Origin of the sequence: Xanthomonas sp. LMG 12459 (assembly GCF_009192905.1) — a bacterium.
Taxonomy (GTDB): Bacteria; Pseudomonadota; Gammaproteobacteria; order Xanthomonadales; family Xanthomonadaceae; genus Xanthomonas_A; species Xanthomonas_A sontii.
The window spans coordinates 67406-90305 of record NZ_NSGT01000001.1; the positions used below are offsets into that span (position 1 = coordinate 67406).

21 protein-coding genes and 1 other RNA gene are annotated in these 22900 nt (G+C 69.6%); 5 read left to right on the forward strand and 17 right to left on the reverse strand.

The genetic code is table 11. From position 1 onward, the window contains the following. Positions 1-159 precede the first annotated feature (159 nt). Positions 160-1107, reverse strand: a complete 948-nt coding sequence (locus CEK65_RS00270; RefSeq protein WP_017916714.1) for a M23 family metallopeptidase — start codon at positions 1105-1107, stop codon at positions 160-162. A gap of 10 nt (positions 1108-1117) precedes the next feature. On the opposite strand from CEK65_RS00270, the gene CEK65_RS00275 reads away from it, so the two are divergent. After that, positions 1118-1594 (forward strand): DUF721 domain-containing protein, encoded by a 477-nt coding sequence (locus CEK65_RS00275; protein ID WP_148827893.1) that lies wholly within the window; start codon positions 1118-1120, stop codon positions 1592-1594. Between the two features lie 144 nt (positions 1595-1738). Here CEK65_RS00275 and lpxC read toward each other — a convergent pair whose 3' ends face one another. The 15 genes from lpxC to mraZ all read right to left on the reverse strand — a co-directional run bounded on the left by lpxC (position 1739) and on the right by mraZ (position 19480). After that, positions 1739-2653 (reverse strand): UDP-3-O-acyl-N-acetylglucosamine deacetylase, encoded by a 915-nt coding sequence (gene lpxC, locus CEK65_RS00280; RefSeq protein WP_010340119.1) that lies wholly within the window; start codon positions 2651-2653, stop codon positions 1739-1741. Positions 2654-3035: 382 nt separating this feature from the next. Then, positions 3036-4262, reverse strand: coding sequence for a cell division protein FtsZ (gene ftsZ, locus CEK65_RS00285; RefSeq protein WP_017912957.1), 1227 nt, complete (start codon positions 4260-4262; stop codon positions 3036-3038). A 280-nt stretch (positions 4263-4542) separates the two neighbouring features. Further along, positions 4543-5778: a cell division protein FtsA gene (gene ftsA / locus CEK65_RS00290; protein WP_010340121.1), complete on the reverse strand. Its 1236-nt coding sequence runs from the start codon at positions 5776-5778 to the stop codon at positions 4543-4545. Further along, entirely contained in the window at positions 5775-6629 is an 855-nt protein-coding gene (locus CEK65_RS00295; RefSeq protein WP_152180384.1) for a cell division protein FtsQ/DivIB, read from the reverse strand. The genes ftsA and CEK65_RS00295 overlap by 4 nt, the downstream gene beginning before the upstream one ends. A gap of 130 nt (positions 6630-6759) precedes the next feature. After that, the gene (locus tag CEK65_RS00300) at positions 6760-7701 is read right to left on the reverse strand and encodes a D-alanine--D-alanine ligase (protein WP_152180385.1); all 942 of its coding nucleotides are present in this window, start codon (positions 7699-7701) and stop codon (positions 6760-6762) included. Further along, the gene (gene murC, locus CEK65_RS00305; RefSeq protein ID WP_010340124.1) at positions 7698-9134 is read right to left on the reverse strand and encodes a UDP-N-acetylmuramate--L-alanine ligase; all 1437 of its coding nucleotides are present in this window, start codon (positions 9132-9134) and stop codon (positions 7698-7700) included. The genes CEK65_RS00300 and murC overlap by 4 nt, the downstream gene beginning before the upstream one ends. After that, entirely contained in the window at positions 9131-10369 is a 1239-nt protein-coding gene (murG, locus tag CEK65_RS00310) for an undecaprenyldiphospho-muramoylpentapeptide beta-N-acetylglucosaminyltransferase (RefSeq protein WP_152180386.1), read from the reverse strand. Before murG ends, murC begins: the two co-directional genes overlap by 4 nt. Next, positions 10366-11688 (reverse strand): putative lipid II flippase FtsW, encoded by a 1323-nt coding sequence (ftsW, locus tag CEK65_RS00315; RefSeq protein WP_043093180.1) that lies wholly within the window; start codon positions 11686-11688, stop codon positions 10366-10368. Before ftsW ends, murG begins: the two co-directional genes overlap by 4 nt. Next, positions 11688-12773: a phospho-N-acetylmuramoyl-pentapeptide-transferase gene (gene mraY / locus CEK65_RS00320; RefSeq protein ID WP_010344435.1), complete on the reverse strand. Its 1086-nt coding sequence runs from the start codon at positions 12771-12773 to the stop codon at positions 11688-11690. The genes ftsW and mraY overlap by 1 nt, the downstream gene beginning before the upstream one ends. Further along, positions 12763-14304 (reverse strand): UDP-N-acetylmuramoyl-tripeptide--D-alanyl-D-alanine ligase, encoded by a 1542-nt coding sequence (murF, locus tag CEK65_RS00325; protein ID WP_152180387.1) that lies wholly within the window; start codon positions 14302-14304, stop codon positions 12763-12765. The genes mraY and murF overlap by 11 nt, the downstream gene beginning before the upstream one ends. Further along, positions 14301-15785 carry a UDP-N-acetylmuramoyl-L-alanyl-D-glutamate--2,6-diaminopimelate ligase gene (locus CEK65_RS00330; protein WP_152180388.1) on the reverse strand — a complete coding sequence of 495 codons (1485 nt, stop codon included), beginning with the start codon at positions 15783-15785 and terminating at the stop codon, positions 14301-14303. The genes murF and CEK65_RS00330 overlap by 4 nt, the downstream gene beginning before the upstream one ends. Then, positions 15782-17650, reverse strand: a complete 1869-nt coding sequence (locus CEK65_RS00335; RefSeq protein ID WP_043093186.1) for a penicillin-binding transpeptidase domain-containing protein — start codon at positions 17648-17650, stop codon at positions 15782-15784. The genes CEK65_RS00330 and CEK65_RS00335 overlap by 4 nt, the downstream gene beginning before the upstream one ends. Next, positions 17647-17910 carry a cell division protein FtsL gene (gene ftsL / locus CEK65_RS00340; RefSeq protein WP_010344441.1) on the reverse strand — a complete coding sequence of 88 codons (264 nt, stop codon included), beginning with the start codon at positions 17908-17910 and terminating at the stop codon, positions 17647-17649. Before ftsL ends, CEK65_RS00335 begins: the two co-directional genes overlap by 4 nt. Next, on the reverse strand, positions 17907-19019 hold the full coding sequence (rsmH, locus tag CEK65_RS00345; protein WP_152180405.1) for a 16S rRNA (cytosine(1402)-N(4))-methyltransferase RsmH: 1113 nt from the start codon (positions 19017-19019) through the stop codon (positions 17907-17909). The genes ftsL and rsmH overlap by 4 nt, the downstream gene beginning before the upstream one ends. Positions 19020-19033: 14 nt before the next feature. Next, complete coding sequence (gene mraZ / locus CEK65_RS00350; RefSeq protein ID WP_026144304.1) at positions 19034-19480, reverse strand: division/cell wall cluster transcriptional repressor MraZ; 447 nt, start codon at positions 19478-19480, stop codon at positions 19034-19036. Positions 19481-19806: 326 nt separating this feature from the next. Between mraZ and CEK65_RS00355 the strand changes: the two genes are divergently transcribed. The 4 genes from CEK65_RS00355 to CEK65_RS00370 all read left to right on the forward strand — a co-directional run bounded on the left by CEK65_RS00355 (position 19807) and on the right by CEK65_RS00370 (position 21976). After that, on the forward strand, positions 19807-20571 hold the full coding sequence (locus tag CEK65_RS00355; protein WP_152180389.1) for an NRDE family protein: 765 nt from the start codon (positions 19807-19809) through the stop codon (positions 20569-20571). 207 nt (positions 20572-20778) lie between these two features. Then, positions 20779-21145: RNase P RNA component class A (rnpB, locus tag CEK65_RS00360), an RNA gene on the forward strand. A 139-nt stretch (positions 21146-21284) separates the two neighbouring features. Further along, positions 21285-21515, forward strand: a complete 231-nt coding sequence (locus CEK65_RS00365) for a DUF4160 domain-containing protein (protein ID WP_017914496.1) — start codon at positions 21285-21287, stop codon at positions 21513-21515. Then, positions 21512-21976 (forward strand): DUF2442 domain-containing protein, encoded by a 465-nt coding sequence (locus CEK65_RS00370; RefSeq protein ID WP_017911117.1) that lies wholly within the window; start codon positions 21512-21514, stop codon positions 21974-21976. The genes CEK65_RS00365 and CEK65_RS00370 overlap by 4 nt, the downstream gene beginning before the upstream one ends. 61 nt (positions 21977-22037) lie before the next feature. Here CEK65_RS00370 and rsmI read toward each other — a convergent pair whose 3' ends face one another. Next, positions 22038-22862, reverse strand: coding sequence for a 16S rRNA (cytidine(1402)-2'-O)-methyltransferase (gene rsmI, locus CEK65_RS00375; protein WP_017914495.1), 825 nt, complete (start codon positions 22860-22862; stop codon positions 22038-22040). Between the last annotated feature and the right edge of the window lie 38 nt (positions 22863-22900).

Below are 22900 nucleotides of genomic sequence, written 5' to 3' on the forward strand. Positions count from 1 at the left end.
GGAACCGGTTGGAAAGGAACGCCTCGACGGCCCGATCCCCAGGGAATCGACGGGCCGCAAACGAAACAGGGCGCGAGGCGCCCTGTCGATGGCAAAGCACATTGTAGCTTGGGGCGGCGCCCGGCGATTCAAGCGCCGGCACGCCAGCCCCCGCGCGGCTCAGCCACGGCCGCGGCGGCCCACCGGAATGGCGCCATCGCCGAGGAACTTGGCCGGGTTCACCACCACCCCGTCCTTCCAGACCTCGAAATGCACGTGGGCACCGGTGGAACGGCCGGTGGAACCGGCCTTGGCCACTTCCTGGCCGACCCGCACCAGGTCGCCGACCTTCACCGACAGCCGCGAATTGTGCGCGTAGCGGGTGACATAGCCGTTGCCGTGGTCGACCTCGACCACATTGCCGTAGCCGCCGCGCACGCCGGCGTAGCTGACCACGCCGTCGGCCACCGCCAGCACCGGGTCGCCGACATTGGCGTGGAAGTCGATGCCCTTGTGGTTGCCGGTGCCGCGGCCGAACGGATCGGCGCGGCCGCCGAAGGCCGAGGTGATGTAGCTGTTGCGGATCGGCATCCGCGAAGGCACCGCGTTCTGGTCCAGTTGGTGGTCGAACAGCAGCGATTCCAGCACCGACAGCTGCTGGCCGGAGGTGGCGAACTGCTGCTGCAGCCCGTCCAGTTCCTTGCCGAGCTGCTGCGCGGGCATGTCGTGGCTGGGTTCGTCGTCGCCGCCACCGACGCCGACCGGCTGGTCGAAATCGAACTCGCCGTCCTGCAGCTTGCCCATGCGGGTCAGGCGATCGCCGAGTGCGTTGAGCCGGGTCGCCTGCGCCTGCAGTTCGCCCAGCCGGGCCGCCAGGGCGTTGACCTGGGTCTGCGCGTCGCGGCGCACCTGCGCCAGTTCCTGGTCCTGCCGCTCGAGCTTGGCGCGCATCTGCGCCGAACCACCCCATCCGGCTGCGGCGCTGACGCCGATGCCGAGTACCATGCCGAGGCCGAGCACCGCACCGAGCGCGGCGAGGGGGCGACGATCGGCGAATTCGCGCAATCGCCATGGCAACGTCTTGACCCCCTTTTCACTGGAACGGATTACGATCTTCTTGAACGTCATATGAGTTTTCATGTCTAAGCGAAAGTCCGGCGAAGGCCATACCGCCACGCCGCAGCCGGCGCTGGACGCCGCACTGGCGGACAAGGCGGGCGACCCGTTGCGCCGCGCCCTGTGGCTCGACGCGCTGGACCGGCAGTTACGCCCCCATTTGCCGCCGAACCTGGCGCCCCGTTGCCGGTTGGCCAATGTGAACGGCGAACAGCTCGTTTTTCTCGTTGAGTCTCCGGTCTGGCACGCCCGGGTCAGGCTGGCCGAGGCCGACATCCTTGCTGCGGCCCGCTCCCTCGGGCTGAAAGCCACCAAAGTGACCGTCAAGACTGCGACTGCGCCCGCGCATTCCCCAATGCATCAGGCAAGAAGCACGCCGGCTCCGGTTTCTGCGGCCACGCACAAGGGGTTGCGCGAGGCCCTGGCTTCCCTGCAGGACGTCGTCTCCGCGACGCCCGATGCGACCACGGGCTCCGACCGTGGGCGTCGACGTACGTAGACACGCACGCCGCGACCGACGCATCCTAGCGGGCGTCGGGCGCGAGGTCGTTACCGATTCGTTAAATCGGCGTTAAGGGGAGAAGAAGGAACGGCCGATTGCCGATTCCGTGATACCCACCCGGCCGTCACCGGGTTGAACGGTTCAGGCGTAAGCCGCCGCCCCGTAAGCCACCGGCGCCTGCTGCGCGGCGGATTCGAAGCTGACCCACTCCCAGGCCGCCTGTTCGGCGAGCAGGGCACGGACCAGCTTGTTGTTCAGTGCGTGACCGGACTTGTAGCCCTCGTAGGCGCCGAGGATGGCACCGCCGGCCAGGTACAGGTCGCCGATCGCATCGAGGATCTTGTGGCGCACGAACTCGTCGGCGTAGCGCAGGCCGTCGTCGTTGAGCACGCGGAACTCGTCGAGCACGATGGCGTTGTCCATCGAACCGCCCAGGCCGAGATTGCGCTCGCGCATGTACTCCAGGTCGCGCATGAAGCCGAAGGTGCGCGCGCGGGAGATTTCCTTGATGTAGGCCATCGTCGAGAACTCGATCTCCTGGCGCGACTGCTTGGCCGGGATCATCGGGTGGTCGAACTGGATGGTGAAACCGAGCTTGTAGCCGCCGTCGTAGGGCACGAAACGGGCGATCTTGTCGCCGTCGCGCACTTCCACTTCGCGCTTGATGCGGATGAAGCGCTTGGCCTTGTCCTGCTCGACGATGCCCGCCGACTGCAGCAGGAACACGAACGGACCGGCCGAGCCGTCCATGATCGGCAGTTCGGCCGAGGACAGTTCGACGATGGCGTTGTCCACGCCGAGGCCGGCCATCGCCGACATCAGGTGCTCCACCGTCTGGATCTTGGCCTGGCCGCGGCTCAGGCCGGTGCACAGCGTGGTCTCGGTGACCAGTTCGGCATCGGCCGGCACGTCCACCGCCGGATCCAGGTCCACGCGTCGGAACACGATGCCGTGGTCGGCCGGTGCGGGGCGCAGGGTCATGTAGACCTTGTCGCCGCTGTGCAGGCCCACGCCGGTGGCGCGGATCGTGTTCTTGAGGGTGCGTTGCTGGGTCATGGCAGACAGTCTGGGAACGTCTGTTCGCACGGGAACTGAACAGACAACGAGAATATCACGCGTTTAGCTAAATTTTAACAAAGCGGTCACAGCATCCCATCGGTGCAACGCTGGCCCGTGCCGGCGTCGCGGTCGCAAAAACCTGCCGGGTCGCGGGGACCCGGCAGCAAGGGACACGGCGCGCCGGCCAGGGAGGCGCTCCTGGACGGCGGTGTTGCGGGCCGGCGCGAACGCCGGCCGATGACGCATCGACCTCAGTCGGCCTGGCGGCGCAGGACGGGCCGCTCGCTTGCGACGCACTGCGTCGCGAGCGGCCCCGCACCCGGCCACGGATGGCCGGGCAGGCCCATCTGCACGCCAAACGGCTGCGCCAGGGACGGCATCAGTCGGCCTGACGGCGCAGGAACGCCGGGATGTCCAGGTAGTCGCTCGGCAGGTCGGCCGCGGCCGGCGCCGGGGCGGACGCCGCGGTGCTCATCGACTCGCCGCTCGGACGACGCAGGCCCAGGCCCATCGCACCGCCGACCGCCTTGGACACGGCGTCGCCGCCGTGCTCGAAGTCGCCGAACTCCGGCTGGCCGGTGGTGGCGTTGCGCACCAGCTTGATCGGCGCACGCTGCTCCGGACGCTGCGACTGACGCGACACCGCGCGGTTCAGGCCGGTGGCGACCACGGTCACGCGCACTTCGTCCTGCATGTCCGGATCCAGCACGGTGCCGACCACCACGGTGGCGTCCTCGGAGGAGAAGCCTTCGATGGTGCGGCCGATCTCGTCGAACTCGGCCATGGTGAAGTCCGGGCCGGCGGTGATGTTGACCAGGATGCCGTTGGCGCCGGCGAGGTTGACGTCGTCCAGCAGCGGGTTCTGGATCGCCGCTTCTGCGGCGGCCTGTGCGCGGTCGTCGCCGCGGGCCGAGCCGGTGCCCATCATCGCCAGGCCCATTTCCGACATCACGGTGCGCACGTCGGCGAAGTCGACGTTGATCAGGCCCGGACGCACGATCAGGTCGGCGATGCCCTGCACCGCGCCCTGCAGCACGTCGTTGGCGGCGCGGAACGCCTGGATCATGGTGGCGTTGCGGCCGAGCACGGTGATCAGCTTTTCATTCGGAATGGTGATCAGCGAGTCGCAGTGCTGGCTCAGTTCCTCGATGCCCTTCAGCGCCACCTGCATGCGGCGGCGGCCCTCGAACGGGAACGGCTTGGTGACCACGGCCACGGTCAGGATGCCCATTTCCTTGGCCAGCTGCGCCACCACCGGCGCGGCGCCGGTGCCGGTGCCGCCGCCCATGCCGGCGGTGATGAACACCATGTCCGCGCCCTGCAGCGCGTCCATGATGCGCTCGCGGTCTTCCAGCGCGGCCTGGCGGCCGACTTCCGGGTTCGCGCCCGCGCCCAGGCCCTTGGTGACGTTGGTGCCGAGCTGCAGCTGCAGCTTGGCGCCGCAGTTCTTGATCGCCTGCGAGTCGGTGTTGGCGGTGATGAACTCCACGCCGTCCACGCTGCTGCTGACCATGTGCGCGACCGCGTTGCCGCCGCCGCCGCCCACGCCGACCACCTTGATCACTGCATTGGGTGCCATCTTTTCAATCAGTTCGAAATGCGCCATGTCCGTTTCCTCTTTGAGCCGGGATTCGGGATTGGGGATTGGGGATTCGGAAGTACTCCGATCCTGCGTCCCGCCTCTCCGTCCGGCGAGTGTTGTTGTTTGGATGCCGGGATTGGGGATTCGGGATTGGGGATTCGCAAAAGCGACTCTCCGGTCCGTCACCCTCTCCGCAGCGGAATCACTGCAAAAAAACCTATCGTCTACCTACCGCTCTCCACTCTCTCTACCTACCGCTGTTGCTCCACCAATCCCAAATCTCCAATCCCGAATCCCGGCCTCATCAAAACTCGCCGCGATACCAGTTCTTCAATTTCTTGAACAAGCTGCCGGCGCGGCCGGTCGGCAGCGACGGGCGGCGCGGGTGTTCGATCTGGCTGCCCATCAGCAGCAGGCCCACGCCGGTGGCGTGCACGGGGTTGCCGACGACTTCGCCCAGGCCGGTGACGTGCTGGGGAATGCCCACGCGCACCGGCATCTGCACCATTTCCTCGGCCAGTTCGACCACGCCTTCCATCTTCGAGGCGCCGCCGGTCAGCACCATGCCGGCGCGCACCAGTTCCTCGAAGCCGGAGCGGCGCAGTTCGGCCTGCACCATCTCGAAGATTTCCTCGTAGCGGCCCTGCACCGCTTGCGCCAGCGAATGGCGCGGCATGCGCCGCGGCGGGCGGTCGCCGACGCTGGGCACCTGGATGCTTTCTTCGGCGGTGGCCAGCTGCGCCAGCGCGCAGGCGTAGCGCACCTTGATCTGCTCGGCTTCCGGGGTCGGCGTGCGCAGCATGTGCGCGATGTCGTTGGTGACGTGGTCGCCGGCGATCGGCAGCGAGGCGGTGTGGCAGATCGCGCCCTGCACGAACACCGCCAGATCGGTGGTGCCGGCGCCCATGTCCACCAGCACCACGCCCAGCTCGCGCTCGTCGGCGGTCAGCACCGCCACCGAGGACGCCAGCGAGGACAGGATCAGGTCGTCCACCTGCAGGCCGCAGCGCTGCACGCACTTGCTGATGTTGGCCGCGGCCGACTGCGCGCACACCACCAGGTGCGCGTGCACCTCCAGGCGCACGCCGGTCATGCCGACCGGGTTGCGGATCCCTTCCTGCGAATCGTCCAGCACGTACTCGCGCGGGATCGCGTGGAGGATGCGCTGGTCGGCCGGAATCGCCACCGCCTTGGCCGCTTCCAGCACGCGGTCCAGGTCGTTCCAGGTCACCTCGCCGTCGCGGATCGGGACGATGCCCGGCGAGTTCTTGCACTGCACGTGGTTGCCGGAGATCGACGCGTACACCGAGCGGATCTCGCAGCCGGCCATCAGCTCGGCTTCCTCGATCGCGCGCTGGATCGACTGCACGGTGGATTCGATGTCCACCACCACGCCGCGCTTGAGCCCGCGCGATTCGTGCGAACCGATGCCGATCACCTCGATCGGGTTGCCGGGCGAGTATTCGCCGACCAGCGCGACGACCTTGGAGGTGCCGATGTCCAGTCCAACGATGAGGGATTTGTCGCCTTTGCGGTTCATGTCTTGGAGCCGGGAATAGAGAATCGGGAATGGGTAAGGGAGAAGAGCGGGCTCTCGCGATGGGATGGAGGGTCGGCCAGTGCCGCGTGCCGCGCGGGCTGGGCCGGCGCCGCGGGCTTCTTCTCCTTGCCCGGCTCCTTACTCGGCTCTTTGCTCTCGGGTACCCATGCCACGGTGAATCCGTTGGTGTAGCGAAGATCGGCGCGCGCCAGCGGCGGCTGGCCCGGCTGCAGCAATTGCGGAAGCACCCGGGCGAAGCGCTCCAGGCGCGCGCGCGCGTCGTCGCGGCCGACCACCACCTGCACGCCGTTGCCCAGCGCCAGCGACCAGCTGCCGCGCGCGTCCAGTGCCACGCCCTGCACCGGCAGGCCGACCGGCGCGAACAGTGCGCGCGAGGTGTTGTACAGCGCGACCACGTCGGCGGCCTTGGCGTCCGGGCCGGCCAGATGCGGCAGCGCCACGTCGCGCAGTTCGTTGGGCAGGGCGAAGATGCGGCCCTGCTCGGACAGCATGCGGTCCGCACCCCAGCGCGCGAACGGGCGGTGCTCGACGACGCGCACTTCCAGCACGTCCGGCCAGCGCTTGCGCACGCGCGCACTCTCGACCCACGGCAGGCGCTCGATCGCGTCCTGCGCATCCTGCAGGCGCACCGCGAAGAAGCCGCGCCGCGCATACGGCAGCACCACCTGGCGCAACTGCTCGGCGGACACGCGCTTGAAGTCGCCGCTCACCTGCAGCCGGCTCAGCGGCCAGCGCTCGGCCCCGACCCAGCCGTTGAGCACGGCCACGATCGGCAGCGCGACCAGGGCCAGCGCCAACAGCCAGGCGAGGATGCGCAGGGAGGCGTTCATTGGCGCACCTTTCGGTGCGCGGGATTGGGGATTGGGGATTGGGGATTGGCGCAACGCGCGCAGCGGAACTCGCCGGCGGCGCGAAGCGCCGACGGTGCGAATCCCCAATCCCGAATCCCCAATCCCGGCTTCACAGCGTCTGCTCCAGGATGCGCCAGCACAGGCCGGCGAAATCCACGCCGAGCTGCGCTGCGGCCTTGGGCACCAGCGAGTGGCTGGTCATGCCCGGGGCGGTGTTGACCTCGATCAGCTGCAGGCCGCGCACGCGGTCGCGCATCACGTCCACGCGGCCCCAGCCGCTGCAGCCGGCCGCAGCGAAGGCCTGCAGCGCGAGCTGGCGGATCTGGGTCTCGTCCTCGCCCTGCATGCCCGGGCACAGATACTGGGTGTCCTCGGCGATGTACTTGGCGTGGTAGTCGTACCAGTCGCCGGCGGGCACGATGCGGATCGACGGCAGCGCGACGTCGCCGAGGATGCCGACGGTGTACTCCTCGCCCTGCACCATCTGCTCCATCAGCAGTTCGCCGCGGTAGTCGGCGGCGAAGGCGCGCACCGGCGCCAGGTCGGCCTCGGACAGCACGCGGAACACGCCGACGCTGGAGCCTTCGCAGGCGGGCTTGACGAACAGCGGGTAGCCCAGCGCGGCGGCGGCGGCTGCCAGGTCGGCCTGGGCGTCGATGCGGGCGAAGCCCGGGGTCGGCAGGCCGGCGGCGATCCACACCTGCTTGGTGCGGATCTTGTCCAGGGTCAGCGCGCTGCCGAGCACGTCTGGACCGGTGAACGGCACCTGCAACGCGCGCAGCAGGCCCTGCAGCACGCCGTTCTCGCCGTCGCCGCCGTGCAGGATGTTGAACACGCGATCGACTTCGCCGGCGCGGATGCGCTCGAGCAAGGCGGGAATGCCGTCCACCGGCTGCGCGTCGATGCCGCGGCTGCGCAGCGCCTCGAGTACGTTGGCGCCGGAGTTCAGCGACACCTCGCGTTCGCTGGACGTGCCGCCGAGCAGCACGGCGACGCGGCCGAACGCGGCCGGGTCGGTGACGCGCGGCGGCGGCAGGGTCTGCGCGCTCATGCGTCGGCTCCGCCGGCGAAGCCGTGCTGGGCGATGTGCTGGGCGACGTAGCCGATGTCGCCCGCGCCCATCATCAGCAGCAGGTCGCCGTCCTGCAGCACGTCCGGCAGCACGCTGTCGAGTTCGCCGACCTGGCCGACCACCACCGGTTCGCTGCGGCCGCGCGCGCGGATCGCGCGCGCCAGCGAGCGCGCGTCTGCGCCCGGGATCGGCGCCTCGCCGGCCGGGTAGACCTCGCTGAGCACCAGGGCGTCCACTTCCGACAGCACCGCGGCGAAGGCGTCGAACTGGTCGCGGGTGCGGCTGTAGCGATGCGGCTGGAACGCGACCACCAGGCGCTTGTCCGGCCAGCCGCCGCGGGCGGCGGCGAACACCGCGGCCAGCTCGCGCGGGTGGTGGCCGTAGTCGTCGACCACGCGCACGCGCGCGCCGCCGGCGGTGGTCACTTCGCCCAGGTCGTTGAAGCGGCGGCCGATGCCGGCGAAGCTCTGCAGCGCGCTGGCGATCGCCTCCGGCGCCACGCCCAGCTGCCAGCCGATGGCGGCGGCGGCCAGCGCGTTGAGCACGTTGTGCCGGCCCGGCAGCGCCAGGGTCACCGGGATGCTGCTGCCTTCCGGGAGGCGCAGGGTGAAGCGCATGCGTGGACCATCCTGCACCACGTCCTCGGCGCGCACGTCGGCGTTCTCGCTGAGCCCGTAGCTCATCACATGGCGCGGGGTCTTCGCCGCCAGCGCGGCCACTTCCGGATCGTCGATGCACAGCACCGCCAGGCCGTAGAACGGCAGGCGCTGCAGGAACTCGGCGAATGCCGCCTGGACCCGGGCGAAGTCGTTGCCGTAGTTCTCCAGGTGATCGGCATCGATGTTGGTGATGACCGAGATCAACGGGTTCAGGCGCAGGAAGCTGCCGTCGCTCTCGTCGGCCTCGGCCACCAGCCACTGGCCGCCGCCGAGCTTGGCGTTGGCGCCGGCGGCGAGCAGCTGCCCGCCGATCACGAAGGTCGGGTCCAGCCCGCCTTCGCTGAGCACCGCCGCGGCCAAGCTGGTGGTGGTGGTCTTGCCGTGGGTGCCGGCCACCGCGATGCCGCGGCGGAAGCGCATCAGTTCGGCCAGCATCGCCGCGCGCGGCATGATCGGAATGCGCTGGCTGCGCGCCTCCATCAGTTCCGGGTTGTCTTCGCGGATCGCGCTGGACACCACCACGCAGTCGGTACCGAGCACGTTGGCCGCCGAGTGCCCGCGCATCACCCGCGCGCCGAGCTTGACCAGGCGTCGGGTCGCCGCATTGTCGGCGTTGTCCGAACCGGAGACCTCATAGCCCAGGGTCAGCATGACCTCGGCGATGCCGCTCATGCCGGTGCCGCCGATGCCGACGAAGTGCACGCGCGGGAACGCGCGGACCAGATCGCCGGTGTCGTGGAGACGGCGGATCACAGGGCACCTCCGGTGGAGGTGCCGGGATTGGGGATTCGGGATTGGGGATTCGTGTCGCTGGCGGTCGGTTGCCGCAGCGCTGCACGTTGTACGGGTGTCTGCATGGTGTCCTGCTTGTGCTCCTGCTTTTTGCCAATCCCCAATCCCGAATCCCGACTCCCGGCTTCTTCGAGCACGATGTCTGCAATCCGCTCGGCCGCATCCGGCTTGGCCAGCTGGCGCGCGGCCTCGGCCATCGCCAGGCGCTGCGCCGGCTGCGCCAGCAGGTCGCGCAGCACGCGCTGCAGACGGCCGGCCAGGGCGTCGTCCTGCTTCAGCAGCACGGCGGCGCCGCGCTCGACCAGGTATTCGGCGTTGCGGGTCTGGTGGTCGTCGACGGCGGCGGCGAACGGCACCAGCACGCTGCCGATGCCGACCGCGCACAGTTCGGCCAGGGTCGAGGCGCCGGCGCGGCACACCACCAGGTCGGCCCAGGCGTAGGCCGCGGCCATGTCGCCGATGAAGGCTTCGACGCTGGCGGCGACGCCGGCGTCGGCGTAGGCGCGCGCGGCTTCCTCACGCAGCGCTTCGCCGCACTGGTGGCGCACCTCGACGGCCGTGCCGAGCGCGGCCAGCGCCTGCGGCAGCGCCTGGTTGAGCACGCGTGCGCCCTGGCTACCGCCCAGCACCAGCAGCCGCGGCGCGCCGTGGCGCGCGGCCAGGCGCTGCGCCGGCGGCGCCAGCGCGGCGATCTCGGCGCGCACCGGGTTGCCCACCGCTTCCTCGCGCGTGGCGAAGCTGCCGGGGAAGCCGGTCAGCACGCGCCGCGCGACCCGCGCCAGCACCTTGTTGGTCAGGCCCGGCGCGCGGTTCTGTTCGTGCACCAGCAGCGGCAGCTTGAGCAGGCGCGCGGCCAGGCCGCCGGGACCGGCCGCGAAGCCGCCGAAGCTGATCACCGCGCGCGGCGCCCGCCGGCGCAGCACGAAGCCGGCGGCGCGCACCGCGCGCATCACCCGCACCGGCGCGCCGAACAGGGCCAGCGCGCCCTTGCCGCGCAGCCCGCCGATCTCGATCGTGTCCAGCTCGATGCCGTGCTCCGGCACCAGCCGCGTTTCCATGCGCCCGGCCGCGCCCAGCCACACCACCGGCACGCCGCGCGCGCGCAGCACCTTGGCCACGGCCAGCGCGGGGAAGATGTGCCCGCCGGTGCCGCCGGCGAGGATCATCACCGGACGATCGCCCTGCACCGCGCTCATCCGAGCCTCCCGAAGGTGGGTTCGACGCGCGGCTGCATGCGGCTGGTGCCACGCCCCGGGGCGCCGCCCTGGATCGCCGCGGCGACCGCGCTGGCGCTGGCCTCGCGCGCGGCGTGCAAGTCCTCGGCGTTGTCCACGGTCTGCTTGACCGGCATCGCCGCGTCGCTGCGCACCAGCGCCACCTGGCGCTCGGCGCGGTTGAGTTCGTAGGACACGCGCAGCAGCAGGCCCATCGCCACGCAGGTCATCAGCACGCTGGAACCACCGGCGGAGATCAGCGGCAGGGTCAGGCCCTTGGTCGGCAGGATGCCCAGGTTGACGCCGACCGAGACGAAGCTCTGCAGGCTGATCCACAGGCCGATGCCGAAGGCGATGTAGCCGGAGAAGTGGCGCTTCATTTCCACGCAACGCATGCCCAGCCAGAACGCGCGGCCGACCAGCAGCGCGTACAGCGAGATGATCAGGCACACGCCGACGAAGCCCAGTTCCTCGGCGATGACCGAGAAGATGAAGTCGGTGTGCGCTTCCGGCAGGTAGTTGAGCTTCTGCACCGAACCGCCCAGGCCGACCCCGAACAGTTCGCCGCGGCCCACCGCCATCAGCGCGTTGGACAGCTGGTAGCCGGAGCCGAGCTGGTCGGCCCACGGATCGAGGAAGGAGGTGATGCGGCGCAGGCGGTACGGCTCGAGGATCGCGATGAAGGCGAACACCGGCAGGCCGATCACGATCGGCATCGACATGCGCGGCAGATTCACCCCGCCCAGCACCAGCATGCCGGCGGTGATCGCCAGCAGCAGCGTGGAGGAACCGAAGTCCGGCTGCAGCAGCAGCAGGCCGACCAGCGCCACCGCCACACCCAGCGGCTTGAGCATCGCCGGCCAGGTCGCGTTGACCTCGTCGCGGAAACGCACCAGGTAGCTGGACAGCCACACGATGTACAGCACCTTCACCGCTTCCACGGTCTGGAAGCGCGAGATGCCCAGGTTGATCCAGCGCCGCGCGCCGTTGACGGTGCTGCCCAGCCCGGGCACGAACACCACCAGCAGCAGGCCGAAGCAGGCCAGCAGCAGCAACTGGTTGTACTGCTCGATGTTCTTCAGCTCGGTGCGCATCGCCCAGATCGCCAGGCCGACACCGCCGGCCAGGAACAGCAGGTGACGGCTCAGGTAGTAGAACGGGCTGGTGGTCAGCTCGATCGAGCTGGAGCCGACCATGACCACGCCCAGCGACGCCAGCGCCACCGCGGCGCCAAGCAGCCACGGGTCGTAGCGGCCACCGATGGCCTCCAGGCGGGTCGCTTGGCGGGCGGGGTCGTTCATCAGCGCACCTTCAACGTGGCCAGGCCGACCAGCACCAGCACCACCGAAATGATCCAGAAGCGCACGATCACCCGCGGCTCCGGCCAGCCCTTCAGTTCGAAGTGGTGGTGGATCGGCGCCATGCGGAACACGCGCTTGCCGGTGAGCTTGAACGAGGCGACCTGGATCATCACCGACAGCGTCTCGATGACGAACACGCCGCCCATGATCACCAGCACCAGTTCCTGGCGCACGATCACCGCGATGGTGCCCAGCACCGCGCCCAGCGCCAGCGCGCCGATGTCGCCCATGAACACCATCGCCGGGTAGGTGTTGAACCACAGGAAGCCCAGGCCCGCGCCGGCGATCGCCGCGCAGATGATGATCAGCTCGCCGGCGCCGGGGATGGTCGGGATCTTCAGGTAGGCCGAGAACACCGCGTTGCCCGAGGCATAGGCGAACACGCCCAGCGCGCAGGCCACCAGCACCGTCGGCATGATCGCCAGGCCGTCCAGGCCGTCGGTCAGGTTGACCGCGTTGGAGAAGCCGACGATCCAGAAGTAGGCGATGGCCACGAAGCTGATCCCGGCCAGCGGCAGCGCGATCGACTTGAACATCGGGATGTAGAAGGTGATCGCCGCCGGCACGTCGGCGGTGTAGTACAGGAACAGGCCCGCGGCCAGGCCGAAGATCGACTGCAGCAGGTACTTCCAGCGCGACTTCAGCCCGTTCGGGTCGCGGCGCACGATCTTGATCCAGTCGTCGTACCAGCCGATCACGCCGAACGCCAGCATCACCGCCAGCACCAGCCACACGTAGCGGTTGCGCAGGTCGCCCCACAGCAGCACCGACAGCAGCACGGTGAGCAGGATCAGCGAGCCGCCCATGGTCGGAGTGCCGGCCTTGGAGAAGTGGGTCTGCGGGCCGTCCTGGCGGATCGGCTGGCCGCCCTTGAACTGCGCCAGCTTGCGGATCACCGCCGGGCCCAGCCACAGCGACAGGAACAGCGAGGTCAGCGCCGCGAGGATGCCGCGGAAGGTCAGATAGCCGAACAGCCCGAACATGCTTTCGAGCTGCTGCAGCCAGCGGGCGAGTTCAAGCAGCATGCGGCGCCTCCTGTGCCTGGTTCAGCAGCGCACGCACCACGGTGTCCATGGCGCTGCCGCGCGAGCCCTTGATCAGGAGCGTGGCCGGGACCCGGGACCCGGGACCCGGGACCCGTGGGAGCGCGCCATCGGACGGCGCGCTGGTGTTCTCATGCATCTGCTTCACTTCCTGCTCTTGATCCTGCTCTTGCCGAATCCCGGCTCCCGATTCCCGATTCCCGGCCACCGCGGCCAGATCGCGCTGCAGCGCCTCGATCAGCGCCGCATGGCTGTCGAAGACGCGGCCGTTCTCGCCGAACGCCTGCGCGGCGTGAGCGCTGAGCGGGCCGAGCGCGTACAGCCGGGTCAGCCCGGCATCGCGCGCGCGGCGCCCGCCGCTGGCGTGCAGCGCCTCGGCGCCGGCGCCGAGTTCGCGCATGTCGCCCAGCACCAGCCAGCGCTCGCCGCCGGCCGCGGCCAGAGCGTCGATCGCCGCAGCCAGCGAGCCGGGGTTGGCGTTGTAGCTGTCGTCGATCAGCACCGCGCCGTTGGGCAGCGTGTGAGTGATCTGCCGGCCCGGCACCGGCTGCACCTGCGCCAGGCCGGCGGCGATGCGCGCCGGCGCCACGTCCAGCGCCAGCGCCAGCGCCAGCGCGGCAGCGGCCAGGGCGTTCTGCAGGTTGTGCCGGCCCGGCAGCGGCAGCGTCGCCTCGACGTCGCCGCGCGGGGTGGTCAGCACGAACTGGGTACGGTCGGCGGCCATGCGGATCTGCGCGGCACCGACCTCGGCGCCCGGCTGCAGGCCGAAGCGCAGCACCTGCGGCCGCGCCTCGCCGGTCGCCAGGCGCTGCTCGAACCACAGGCCGAAGGCGTCGTCGGCATTGATCACCGCGGTGCCATCGGCCGGCAGCGCGGTGTAGATCGCGCCCTTGGTCTGCGCCACGCCGAGCAGACTGCCCATGCGCTCCAGGTGCGCAGCGGCGATGTTGTTGACCAGCGAGACCTGGGGCGGCGCGATGTCGGTGAGATAGGCGATGTCGCCCGGCTTGCCGGCGCCCATCTCGTAGATCGCGTAGTCGGCGTCGTCCGGCGCCTCGATCACCGCCAGCGGCAGGCCGATCTCGTTGTTGCGGTTGCCGGGATTGGCGTAGACGCTGCCGCCGTCGATGCGGCAGGCATGCTGCAGGATCGCCAGCAGCAGCGCCTTGACGCTGGTCTTGCCGTTGCTGCCGGTGATCGCGGCCACGCGGGTGGCACGGCCACGCTGCATGCCGGCGGCGATCCGCGCCAGCGCCAGCTCGGTGTCGGCGACGACGATCTGCGGCAGCTCGATCTGCGGCTGCACGCGCTCCACCAGCAGCGCGCTGGCGCCGCGCGCGGCGGCGTCGGCGACGAAGGCGTGGCCGTCGAAACGCTCGCCGCGCAGCGCCACGTACAGGCTGCCGGCGGCCAGGCTGCGGGTGTCGTGACTGATCGCATCGATCGCCACGTCGTCGCCGTGCAGCTCGGCGCCGGCCCAGTGCGCGATCATCGACAACGGCAGGCGCTTCATCGGGCCGCCTCCGCCGCATGCGCGCGCAGGGCCTGCGCGGCGACCTCGGTGTCGTCGAACGGATGGCGCACGCCGGCGATCTCCTGGTACGGCTCGTGGCCCTTGCCGGCGATCAGCACGATGTCCTCGGCGCCGGCGTCGGCGACCGCCATGGCGATCGCCTGCGCGCGGTCGCGCTGCACCTGCACCGCCTGCATGCCATCGAAGCCGGCCAGGATGTCGGCGACGATACGGTCGCCGTCCTCGCCACGCGGGTTGTCGTCGGTGACCACCACGCGCTCGGCCAGGCGCTGCGCGATCTCCGCCATCTGCGGGCGCTTGCCGGTGTCGCGCTCGCCACCGCAGCCGAACACGCAGGTGATGCGGCCCTGTGCGTGCGCGCGCAGGCTCTGCAGCGCCTGTTCCAGCGCGTCGGGGGTGTGTGCGTAGTCGACCACCACCAGCGGCTGCGCACCATCGCCGCCGAGCCGGTTCATGCGCCCGCGGATCGGCTGCAGCTGCGCCAGGATGGCGGCGATGCGCACCGGCGCCACGTCCAGCGCGTGCAGCGCGCCGGCCACGGCCAGCAGGTTGTCGACGTTGAAACGGCCCAGCAACGGCGACTGCAGCGGATGCCGCTCCTCGCCGATCGCCAGGGTGAAACCGATGCCGCGCGCGTCCAGGCGCAGCGCCTCGGCGCGCACCTGCGCGCCATCCTGGCCGCGCGAGCTGACCGCGATGCGGCGCAGCGCCGGATCCAGCGTGCCCAGCAACTCGCGGCCGAACGCATCGTCCAGGTTGACCACCGCCGACTTCAGCCCCGGCGTGGCGAACAGGCGCGCCTTGGCGGCGCCGTAACTGGCCATGTCGCCGTGGTAGTCGAGATGGTCGCGTGTGAGATTGGTGAACACCGCCACGTCGAAATGCACTGCGTCCACGCGGCCCTGGTCGAGCGCGTGCGAGCTGACTTCCATCGCCACCGCCTGCGCGCCGGCGTCGCGCAGCTGCGCCAGCAGCGCGTGCAGCGGCAGCACCAGCGGCGTGGTGAAGCCGGTCGGCTGCACCTGCCCGTACAGGCCGGCGCCGAGCGTGCCGATGCTGCCGCTGCGCGTGCCCAGCAGGTGCCAGGCCTGCGCCAGCAGTTGCACGGTGGAGGTCTTGCCGTTGGTGCCGGTGACCCCGACCATGGTCATGGTCTGCGACGGATGGCCGTGGAACTGGTCGGCCATCGCGCCCATGCGCGCGCGCAGGCCCGGCACCGCGATCGCGTCGGCCGGCGCCGGCAGCTCGGCCGGGGCCGGCGGGTCGTACAGCACCGCGACTGCGCCGTTGGCGCGCGCCTGTTCGACGAAGCCCAGGCCATGCGCACCGAAGCCGGCGATCGCCACGAAGGCATCGCCCGGGCGCACCGCGCGGCTGTCCATGACCAGCCCGGACACCTGCACGTCGTGCGGCAGCGCCACACCCGGCAGCAGTTGCGACAGCGACATCGCGCGGGTCACTGGCGGGTCTCCTGCAGCGGGGCCGGCAACGCGGCCGGCGCCGGCGGCGCCACGGCGCGCGCGCTGGGCAGCGCGGCATCGACTTCGGCGGCGGCGTCGGGCACGGTCGCCGGATCCGGCTCCACCGGCGCCGGCGGCGGCGCGTGGCCGCTCTTGCCGGCGGCTTGCGCGGCCAGCCACGACTGGATGTCGTCCGGCGGCACGTCCATCAGCCGCAGCGCGCCTTCCATCACGTTGTGGAACACCGGCGCCGAGACCAGGCCGCCGTAGTACTTGGCGCCCTGCGGATCGTTGATGACGATGACCGTTGCGAAGCGCGGGTTGCTCGCCGGCACCAGGCCCGCGAACAGCGCGTTGTAGTGGCCGCGCTCGTAGCCGCCGGGGCCGGCCTTGCGCGCGGTGCCGGTCTTGCCGGCCACGTGGTAGCCCAGGATCGCCGCGCCCTTGGCGCCGCCCTGGGTGACCACGGTCTCCATCATCGCCACCACTTCCTTGGAGATCGCCGGGTCCAGCACCTGCTTGCTGTCCTCGTGCTGGCCCTTGACGAAGGTCGGTGTCACCAGGCGGCCGCCGTTGCCCAGCGCGCAGTAGGCGCGGGCGATCTGCAGCGGCGTCACCGACAGGCCGTAGCCGTAGGACATGGTGGTCTTGGACGAGCCGCTCCAGCGCGCCGGCGACGGAAACACGCCGGCCGATTCGCCTGGGAAGCCGCTGTGCGGGGAACTGCCGTAGCCGTAGCTGTGGACCTGGTCGTAGAAGGTCTGGTCCGGCAGCTTGGCCGCGATCTTGGCCGCGCCGATGTTGGAGCTGCGGGTGATCACCCCGGTCACGGTCAGCACGCCGTTGTTGCGCGGCACGTCCTTGATCGTGAAGCGGCCCACCGACATGTAGCCGGGGTTGGTGTCGATCAGCGTGTCCTTGGTCACCACCCCGGCCTTGAGCGCGGTGGAGATGGTCAGCGGCTTCATCGTCGAGCCCGGCTCGACCAGGTCGGTGACCGCGCGGTTGCGGCGCACGTCCGGGTTGACCCCGTTGACCGCATTGGGGTTGTAGGTCGGCAGGTTGACCATGGCCAGGATCTCGCCGGTGGCCACGTCCATGATCACGATCGAGCCGCCGGCGGCCTTGTTCTCGACCAGCGCGTTGCGCAGTTCCTTGTAGGCCAGGAACTGGATGCGGCGGTCGATGCTCAGGGTCAGGTCCTTGCCCGGCTGCGCCGGCTTGACCAGGTCGATGCTCTCGACGATCGCGCCCTTGCGGTCGCGGATCACCCGCTTGGCGCCCGGCTTGCCGCGCAGCCACGAATCGAACGCCAGCTCCAGCCCTTCCTGGCCACGGTCGTCGATGTTGGTGAAGCCCAGCACATGCGCCATCGCTTCGCCCTGCGGGTAGAAGCGGCGGAATTCGCGCTGCGAGAACACGCCGGGGATGCCCAGCGCGACCACCGCATGCGCCTTGTCCGGATTGATCCGGCGCTTGAGGTACATGAACTCCTTGTCCGCCTTCTGCGACAGCTTGGCGGTGAGTTCGTCGACCGGCAGCTCCAGCGCCTGCGCCAGTTGCGGGATGCGGTCCGGGCTGCGCAGCAGTTCCTGCGGATTGACCCAGATCGACTCCACCGGCGTGGACACCGCCAGCGGCTCGCCGTTGCGGTCGGTGATCATGCCGCGCGAGGTGGCGATCGGCAGTTCGCGCAGGTAGCGCGCCTCGCCCTGGCGCTGGTAGAAATCGCTGTTGATCAGCTGCACGTAGGCCGCGCGGCCGATCAGGGTCACCGAGCACAGGCCCAGCGCCGCGCCGACCAGCACCAGGCGGCCGCGCAGGTTGAAGTTGCTGCGGGGGCGATTGCGGCCGCTCTTGTTCACGGACGCACCACCACGATGTCGCCGGTCTCGGGGAACTTCATCCCCAGCCGCTCGCGCGCGACCTGGTCGACGCGATTGCTCTCCGCCCAGGTCGCCTGCTCCAGCTGCAGCCGGCCGAACTCGATGTTCAGCTCGTCGCGGTTGTGCTCCAGCCGCGACAGCTCCACGAACAACTGGCGATGGCGATGGCGCATGTACACCACCCCGATCGCCGAAGCGATGGTGCAGGCGAGGAGCACGAGCAGCAGCAGCCGGCTCATGGGGCGCTCCTGTGGAGCGCGCCATGCGCCGGCGGGAATGGGGAAACGGGAATGGGGAATGGGGAAGAGCCGGTCGACCGCACACGGAAACCTTCCGTCCCGGGAAGCGCGCTCTTGCTTTCGCCTTTCCCGATTCCCGATTCCCGATTCCCGATTCCCAGCTTCTCAGCCACCCGCAACACCGCGCTGCGCGCGCGCGGGTTCACCGCCAGTTCGTCGGCGTCGGCCTTGATCGCGCCGCCGTGCAGGCGCAGGGTCGGCACGAAGGCCGTGGCCTCGGGCAGGCGGCGGTTGCTCGGCGGGGCCTTGGCGTGGCGCTGCATGAACTGCTTGACGATGCGGTCTTCCAGCGAGTGGAAGCTGATCACCGCCAGACGGCCGCCGGGCTTGAGCCGGGCCAGCGCCGCGTCCAGGCCGGTTTCCAGATCGGCCAGTTCGCGGTTGATGTGGATGCGGATGGCCTGGAAGCTGCGGGTGGCCGGGTGGGTCTTGCTGTCGCCGCGCGGCATCACGCTAGCGATCAGCTCGGCCAGTTCGGCGGTGCGGGTCAGCGGCTGCTTCTCGCGGCGGGCGACGATGGCGCGGGCGATGCGCCGGCTCTGCCGCTCTTCGCCGTAGGTCCACAGCGCGTCGGCGATCTCGCGCTCCTCGGCGCGCGCCAGCCACTGCGCCGCGCTCTCGCCGGCGTCCGGGTCCATGCGCATGTCCAGCGGGCCGTCCTTGCCGAAGGAGAAGCCGCGCGCGGCCACGTCCAGCTGCGGCGAGGACACGCCCAGGTCGAACAGCACTCCGTCCAGGGCAACGGCAGCGTCCCACTGGCCCAGCTCGGCGAAGCTGCCGCGATAGATGGACACGCGCGCGTCGCCGCCGAACGCATGTTCGGCTTCGGCGATCGCCTCGGGATCCTTGTCCATCACCAGCAGCCGGCCTCCTGGGCCGAGTTTGTGCAGCACCCCGCGCGCGTGTCCGCCACGCCCGAACGTGCCATCCAGATAGATTCCGTTTTCGATCACCTGCAGCCCGTCCAGGACCTGCGCGAACAACACCGGCACATGCGCCGCCGATGGTTGCGACACCGGGAGGTGACCGGCCTGCGCCTGTCCGCGCATCCGGACACCCCGACTCACAACTTCAGATCGAGCAATCCATCGCCCAGATCCTCGTCAGACAACGTCTGCTGGATCAGTGCGCGATGAGCCTGCTCGCTCCACAGTTCGAACTTGTCGCCCATGCCCAACAGCACGGCGCGCTTTTCAATGCCCACCGCGGCGCGATGGCTCGGCGGAATGGTGATGCGGGCGTTGGCATCCAGCTCCAGCGCGGCCGACGAACCCACCAGCTTCTGCTGCAGGACCCGCACCACGCGCTGGGTGTTGGGCTTGGCCATGACGTCGTCACGGACCCGCTCCCACTCCTTCTCCGCATACAGCCACAGGCAGCCGGCCTCGAACGGGTTGTAGGTCAGCACCAGCCGATTGCCGCTCACGCGCGCGACGAGGTCGCGGTACGCGGTGGGAACCGCCATACGCCCCTTGTCGTCCACAGTGATTGCGGTCTCGCCCTGAAACACGACGCCTGCACCTTTCCGAATCCGCCTGGGCGGTCATTGAACCACGAAAAACCACAAAAAACCCGGTTTCCCCTCAAGTGCCCACCTTAGCAGCGCGCAACGGGTTGTCAACAACTTTGCGAGCGGTAAATCGCTAGCGGGATCAATGGTTTGCAACGATCTTTAGAGACTTGTTCAAGGCTTATCCACAAGTTACTGTTTCGTCTCAAATTTTGAGATTGAACGGAAATTCAGGCCTGTGTACGCGGCGTTAAGGCCATCATCACCGGCCGTCGACATCGCGCCCGGGCTCGCCTCGCGTTGCGCAAGCGCGCACACTGCCGGGCATGTGTCTGGTCGTTCTCGCGCACGCTGCGCACCCGCGATGGCGCTTGCTGCTGGTCGGCAACCGCGACGAATTCCACGCCCGCCCGACCGCGCCGCTGCAGCGCTGGCCGGCCCCGGCGCAGCGCCTGCTGGCCGGGCGCGACCTGCGCTCCGGCGGCACCTGGGTGGGGCTGGACGCCGCCGGCCGCTGCGCCGTGGTCACCAACGTGCGCGACCCGCTGGCGTCGATGTCCGGCGCCTCGCGCGGCGCCCTGATCGCCGACTACCTGAGCGGCGAACAGCCGGCCGCGGCCTTCGCCGACGCGCTGGCGGCGCGCGCCGACACCTATCCGCCATTCAACCTGCTGCTGGCCGATGCCGCCGGCGCCGCCTACGTGGGCAACCACCCGCCCGGCCGCAGCGCCCTGGAACCGGGCGTGCACGGCATGTCCAACGGCGCGCTCGACGCGCCCTGGCCCAAGACCCTGCGCCTGCGCGCGGCCGTGACCGCCTGGATCGCCGCCGGCGACGACGACCTGGCGCCGCTGTGGCGGGCGCTGGCCGACGAGACCCTGGCCGACCCGGCCGACCTGCCCGACACCGGGGTCGGCCCGGACCTGGAACGGCGGCTGTCGCCAGCCTTCATCCGCGGCAGTGACTACGGCACCCGCGCCAGCACCATCGTCGCCGTGGACGCCGCCGGCCACGGCTGGATCCATGAGCGCCGGTTCGGCCCGGACGGAGTGTTTCAGGGGGAGACGCGGCTGGAGAACCAGGACTCGTGACCCTGGATTCGGGAAGTATGGGGTCAGGCGCGAAATCGCTGTCAGCGACCTAAAGCGGCGATTTTTGTGGGAGGGACTTCAGTCCCGACGGGCTTTACCGGTAGAGCCCGTCGGGACTGAAGTCCCTCCCACAGTGCAATCGAAACCTGCACTCGCGGAAAATCCCGAATCCCAGGTCCCGTCTTAACATGCGACAATGCCCGCGGCGGAGCCGGCCAGACAGTCGCGTCATCCCATCGCATTTCGGTGCGGCGGGATGCCGAGGAAAGTCCGGGCTCCATAGGGCAAGGTGCCAGGTAACGCCTGGGCGGCGCGAGCCGACGGACCAGTGCAACAGAAAGATACCGCCTACGTCTGCGCAAGCAGGCCGGTAAGGGTGAAATGGTGCGGTAAGAGCGCACCGCGAGTCCGGTAACGGACCGGCACGGCAAACCCCACCTGGAGCAAGACCAAATAGGGACCTCATGGCGCGGCCCGCGTCGGGTCCGGGTAGGTTGCTTGAGCGTACCGGTGACGGTGCGCCTAGAAGAATGACTGTCCACGACAGAACCCGGCTTATCGGCCGGCTCCGCCACTTTTTTCAGAACGCCGAAAACTCCAAACCTTCACTGAGGGCGCGGAGCGCCAGGCGTTGATGCCCCCCTTCTGGCCTCCGCCCCGTTGCGAACAGGACCCTCCTTGCGAAAGTGCAATCATTGCACTATGTTCCGCACATGCCGACGATCGTCCGTTTCGCCAACAGCGTTGTCACGATGTATGCGGCTGACCATCTGCCGCCTCACTTCCATGTGCGTACCCGAGATGGTCGGGAAGCGCTGATCGTCATCGACACCCTGGCAGTTCTGTCCGGCCGCCTGAGCCGACGCGAATTGAGCGCCGCGCTTGAATGGGCCGCGGCGAACAAAGCCACCCTCATCGCCCGATGGCAGGAATTGAATCCATGAACCAACCTCAATTCGTCATTACCAAGGTGAAGGCAGTCGCGGCGCGCGAACTTGCACTGACCTTTGCCGACGGCTTCACTTGCACTGTCGACCTCAGCGAGGTCCTGGCCTCGCATCCTTCCCTGAAAAAGGCACGGCTGCCACACGTTTTCCATAAGGTCTCGCTCGACGAATGGCAGCGCGGCGTCATCTTCGACGGCAACGACGAGTTGGCGCTCGCCAGCGACAACCTGCGCGCACTCGCGATCGAGCAAGCCGGTGACTATTCCCACCAGCAGATCATCGCCTGGATGCATCGCCACGACATGACGTTGGATTCAGCCGCCGAAGCATTGGGCTTGAGCCGGCGCATGCTCGCCTACTACCGCAGCGGCGAAAAGCCCGTCCCCAAGAGCATTGGCTTGGCGATGCTGGGGTGGGAGGCCGAACAGGCAGGGTTTGATTATTCGAAAGTCGCCTGAGAACGCAGTCGCCAAAGACGACTGGCCGGCGATCGCATTGCCGCAGGGCGTTATCGCCCCCTCAACCGCCGTAAAGCGCCTTGCGCGACGCACCGGTCAGTTCGGCGGCCAGCTTGGCGGCGGTGGACGGCGGCAGATGTTCGCTGAGCTTGGCGTAGACACGGCGGCCTTCGGCCAGTTGCGCGTCGGCGTCGTCGCCGGCGCCCTGCACCATCAGCACGAACTCGCCCTTGCGCTGGTTGTCGTCGGCCTCGACCCGCGCGTGCAGGTCGGCCAGGGTGCCGTCGAGCACGGTCTCGAACAGCTTGGTCAGTTCGCGCGCCATCACGGCCGGGCGGGCATCGCCGAAGGCGGCGCGGCAGTCGGCCAAGGACTCGGCGATGCGGTGCGAGGCTTCGTAGAACACCAGGGTGCGCGGCTCGCCGGCCAACCGCGCCAGGCGCTCGCGGCGCGCCGAGGCCTTGGCCGGCAGGAAGCCCTCGAAGGCGAAGCGGTCGCTGGGCAGGCCGGCCACGCTGAGCGCGGCGATCGCCGCGCAGGCGCCGGGCACCGGGCTGACCCGGACGCCGGCCGCGCGTGCCGCGCGCACCAGGCGGTAGCCGGGGTCGCTCACCAGCGGGGTGCCGGCGTCGCTGACCAGGGCCAGCGACTGCCCCTCCAGCAGGCGCGCGACGATGCGCTGGGACAGCGCCTCCTCGTTGTGTTCGTGCAGCGCCAGCAGCGGCCGCTCGATGCCGAAGTGAGCCAGCAGCTGGCCGCTGCGGCGGGTGTCCTCGGCGCAGATCGCCGCCACCGAGCGCAGCGTCTCCTGGGCGCGCGGCGTCAGGTCGGCGAGGTTACCGATCGGCGTGGCGACGACATGCAGGGTTCCGGGCTGGGCGCTCATCTACGGGCTTTCCATGGTCAAGGGTAGAATCGTAGCGG

Bases quoted from the DNA above. Each gene is read 5' to 3' on its own strand.
- CEK65_RS00370 (WP_017911117.1), top strand. From the start codon at position 21,512: ATGAACCAACCTCAATTCGTCATTACCAAGGTGAAGGCAGTCGCGGCG.
- CEK65_RS00270 (WP_017916714.1), bottom strand. From the start codon at position 1,107: ATGACGTTCAAGAAGATCGTAATCCGTTCCAGTGAAAAGGGGGTCAAG.
- rsmI (WP_017914495.1), bottom strand. From the start codon at position 22,862: ATGAGCGCCCAGCCCGGAACCCTGCATGTCGTCGCCACGCCGATCGGT.
- ftsA (WP_010340121.1), bottom strand. From the start codon at position 5,778: ATGAACCGCAAAGGCGACAAATCCCTCATCGTTGGACTGGACATCGGC.
- ftsZ (WP_017912957.1), bottom strand. From the start codon at position 4,262: ATGGCGCATTTCGAACTGATTGAAAAGATGGCACCCAATGCAGTGATC.
- CEK65_RS00300 (WP_152180385.1), bottom strand. From the start codon at position 7,701: ATGAGCGCGCAGACCCTGCCGCCGCCGCGCGTCACCGACCCGGCCGCG.
- CEK65_RS00355 (WP_152180389.1), top strand. From the start codon at position 19,807: ATGTGTCTGGTCGTTCTCGCGCACGCTGCGCACCCGCGATGGCGCTTG.
- CEK65_RS00275 (WP_148827893.1), top strand. From the start codon at position 1,118: ATGTCTAAGCGAAAGTCCGGCGAAGGCCATACCGCCACGCCGCAGCCG.
- CEK65_RS00295 (WP_152180384.1), bottom strand. From the start codon at position 6,629: ATGAACGCCTCCCTGCGCATCCTCGCCTGGCTGTTGGCGCTGGCCCTG.
- CEK65_RS00365 (WP_017914496.1), top strand. From the start codon at position 21,285: ATGCCGACGATCGTCCGTTTCGCCAACAGCGTTGTCACGATGTATGCG.
- mraY (WP_010344435.1), bottom strand. From the start codon at position 12,773: ATGCTGCTTGAACTCGCCCGCTGGCTGCAGCAGCTCGAAAGCATGTTC.
- murG (WP_152180386.1), bottom strand. From the start codon at position 10,369: ATGAGCGCGGTGCAGGGCGATCGTCCGGTGATGATCCTCGCCGGCGGC.
- murF (WP_152180387.1), bottom strand. From the start codon at position 14,304: ATGAAGCGCCTGCCGTTGTCGATGATCGCGCACTGGGCCGGCGCCGAG.
- lpxC (WP_010340119.1), bottom strand. From the start codon at position 2,653: ATGACCCAGCAACGCACCCTCAAGAACACGATCCGCGCCACCGGCGTG.
- ftsL (WP_010344441.1), bottom strand. From the start codon at position 17,910: ATGAGCCGGCTGCTGCTGCTCGTGCTCCTCGCCTGCACCATCGCTTCG.
- ftsW (WP_043093180.1), bottom strand. From the start codon at position 11,688: ATGAACGACCCCGCCCGCCAAGCGACCCGCCTGGAGGCCATCGGTGGC.
- rsmH (WP_152180405.1), bottom strand. From the start codon at position 19,019: ATGCGCGGACAGGCGCAGGCCGGTCACCTCCCGGTGTCGCAACCATCG.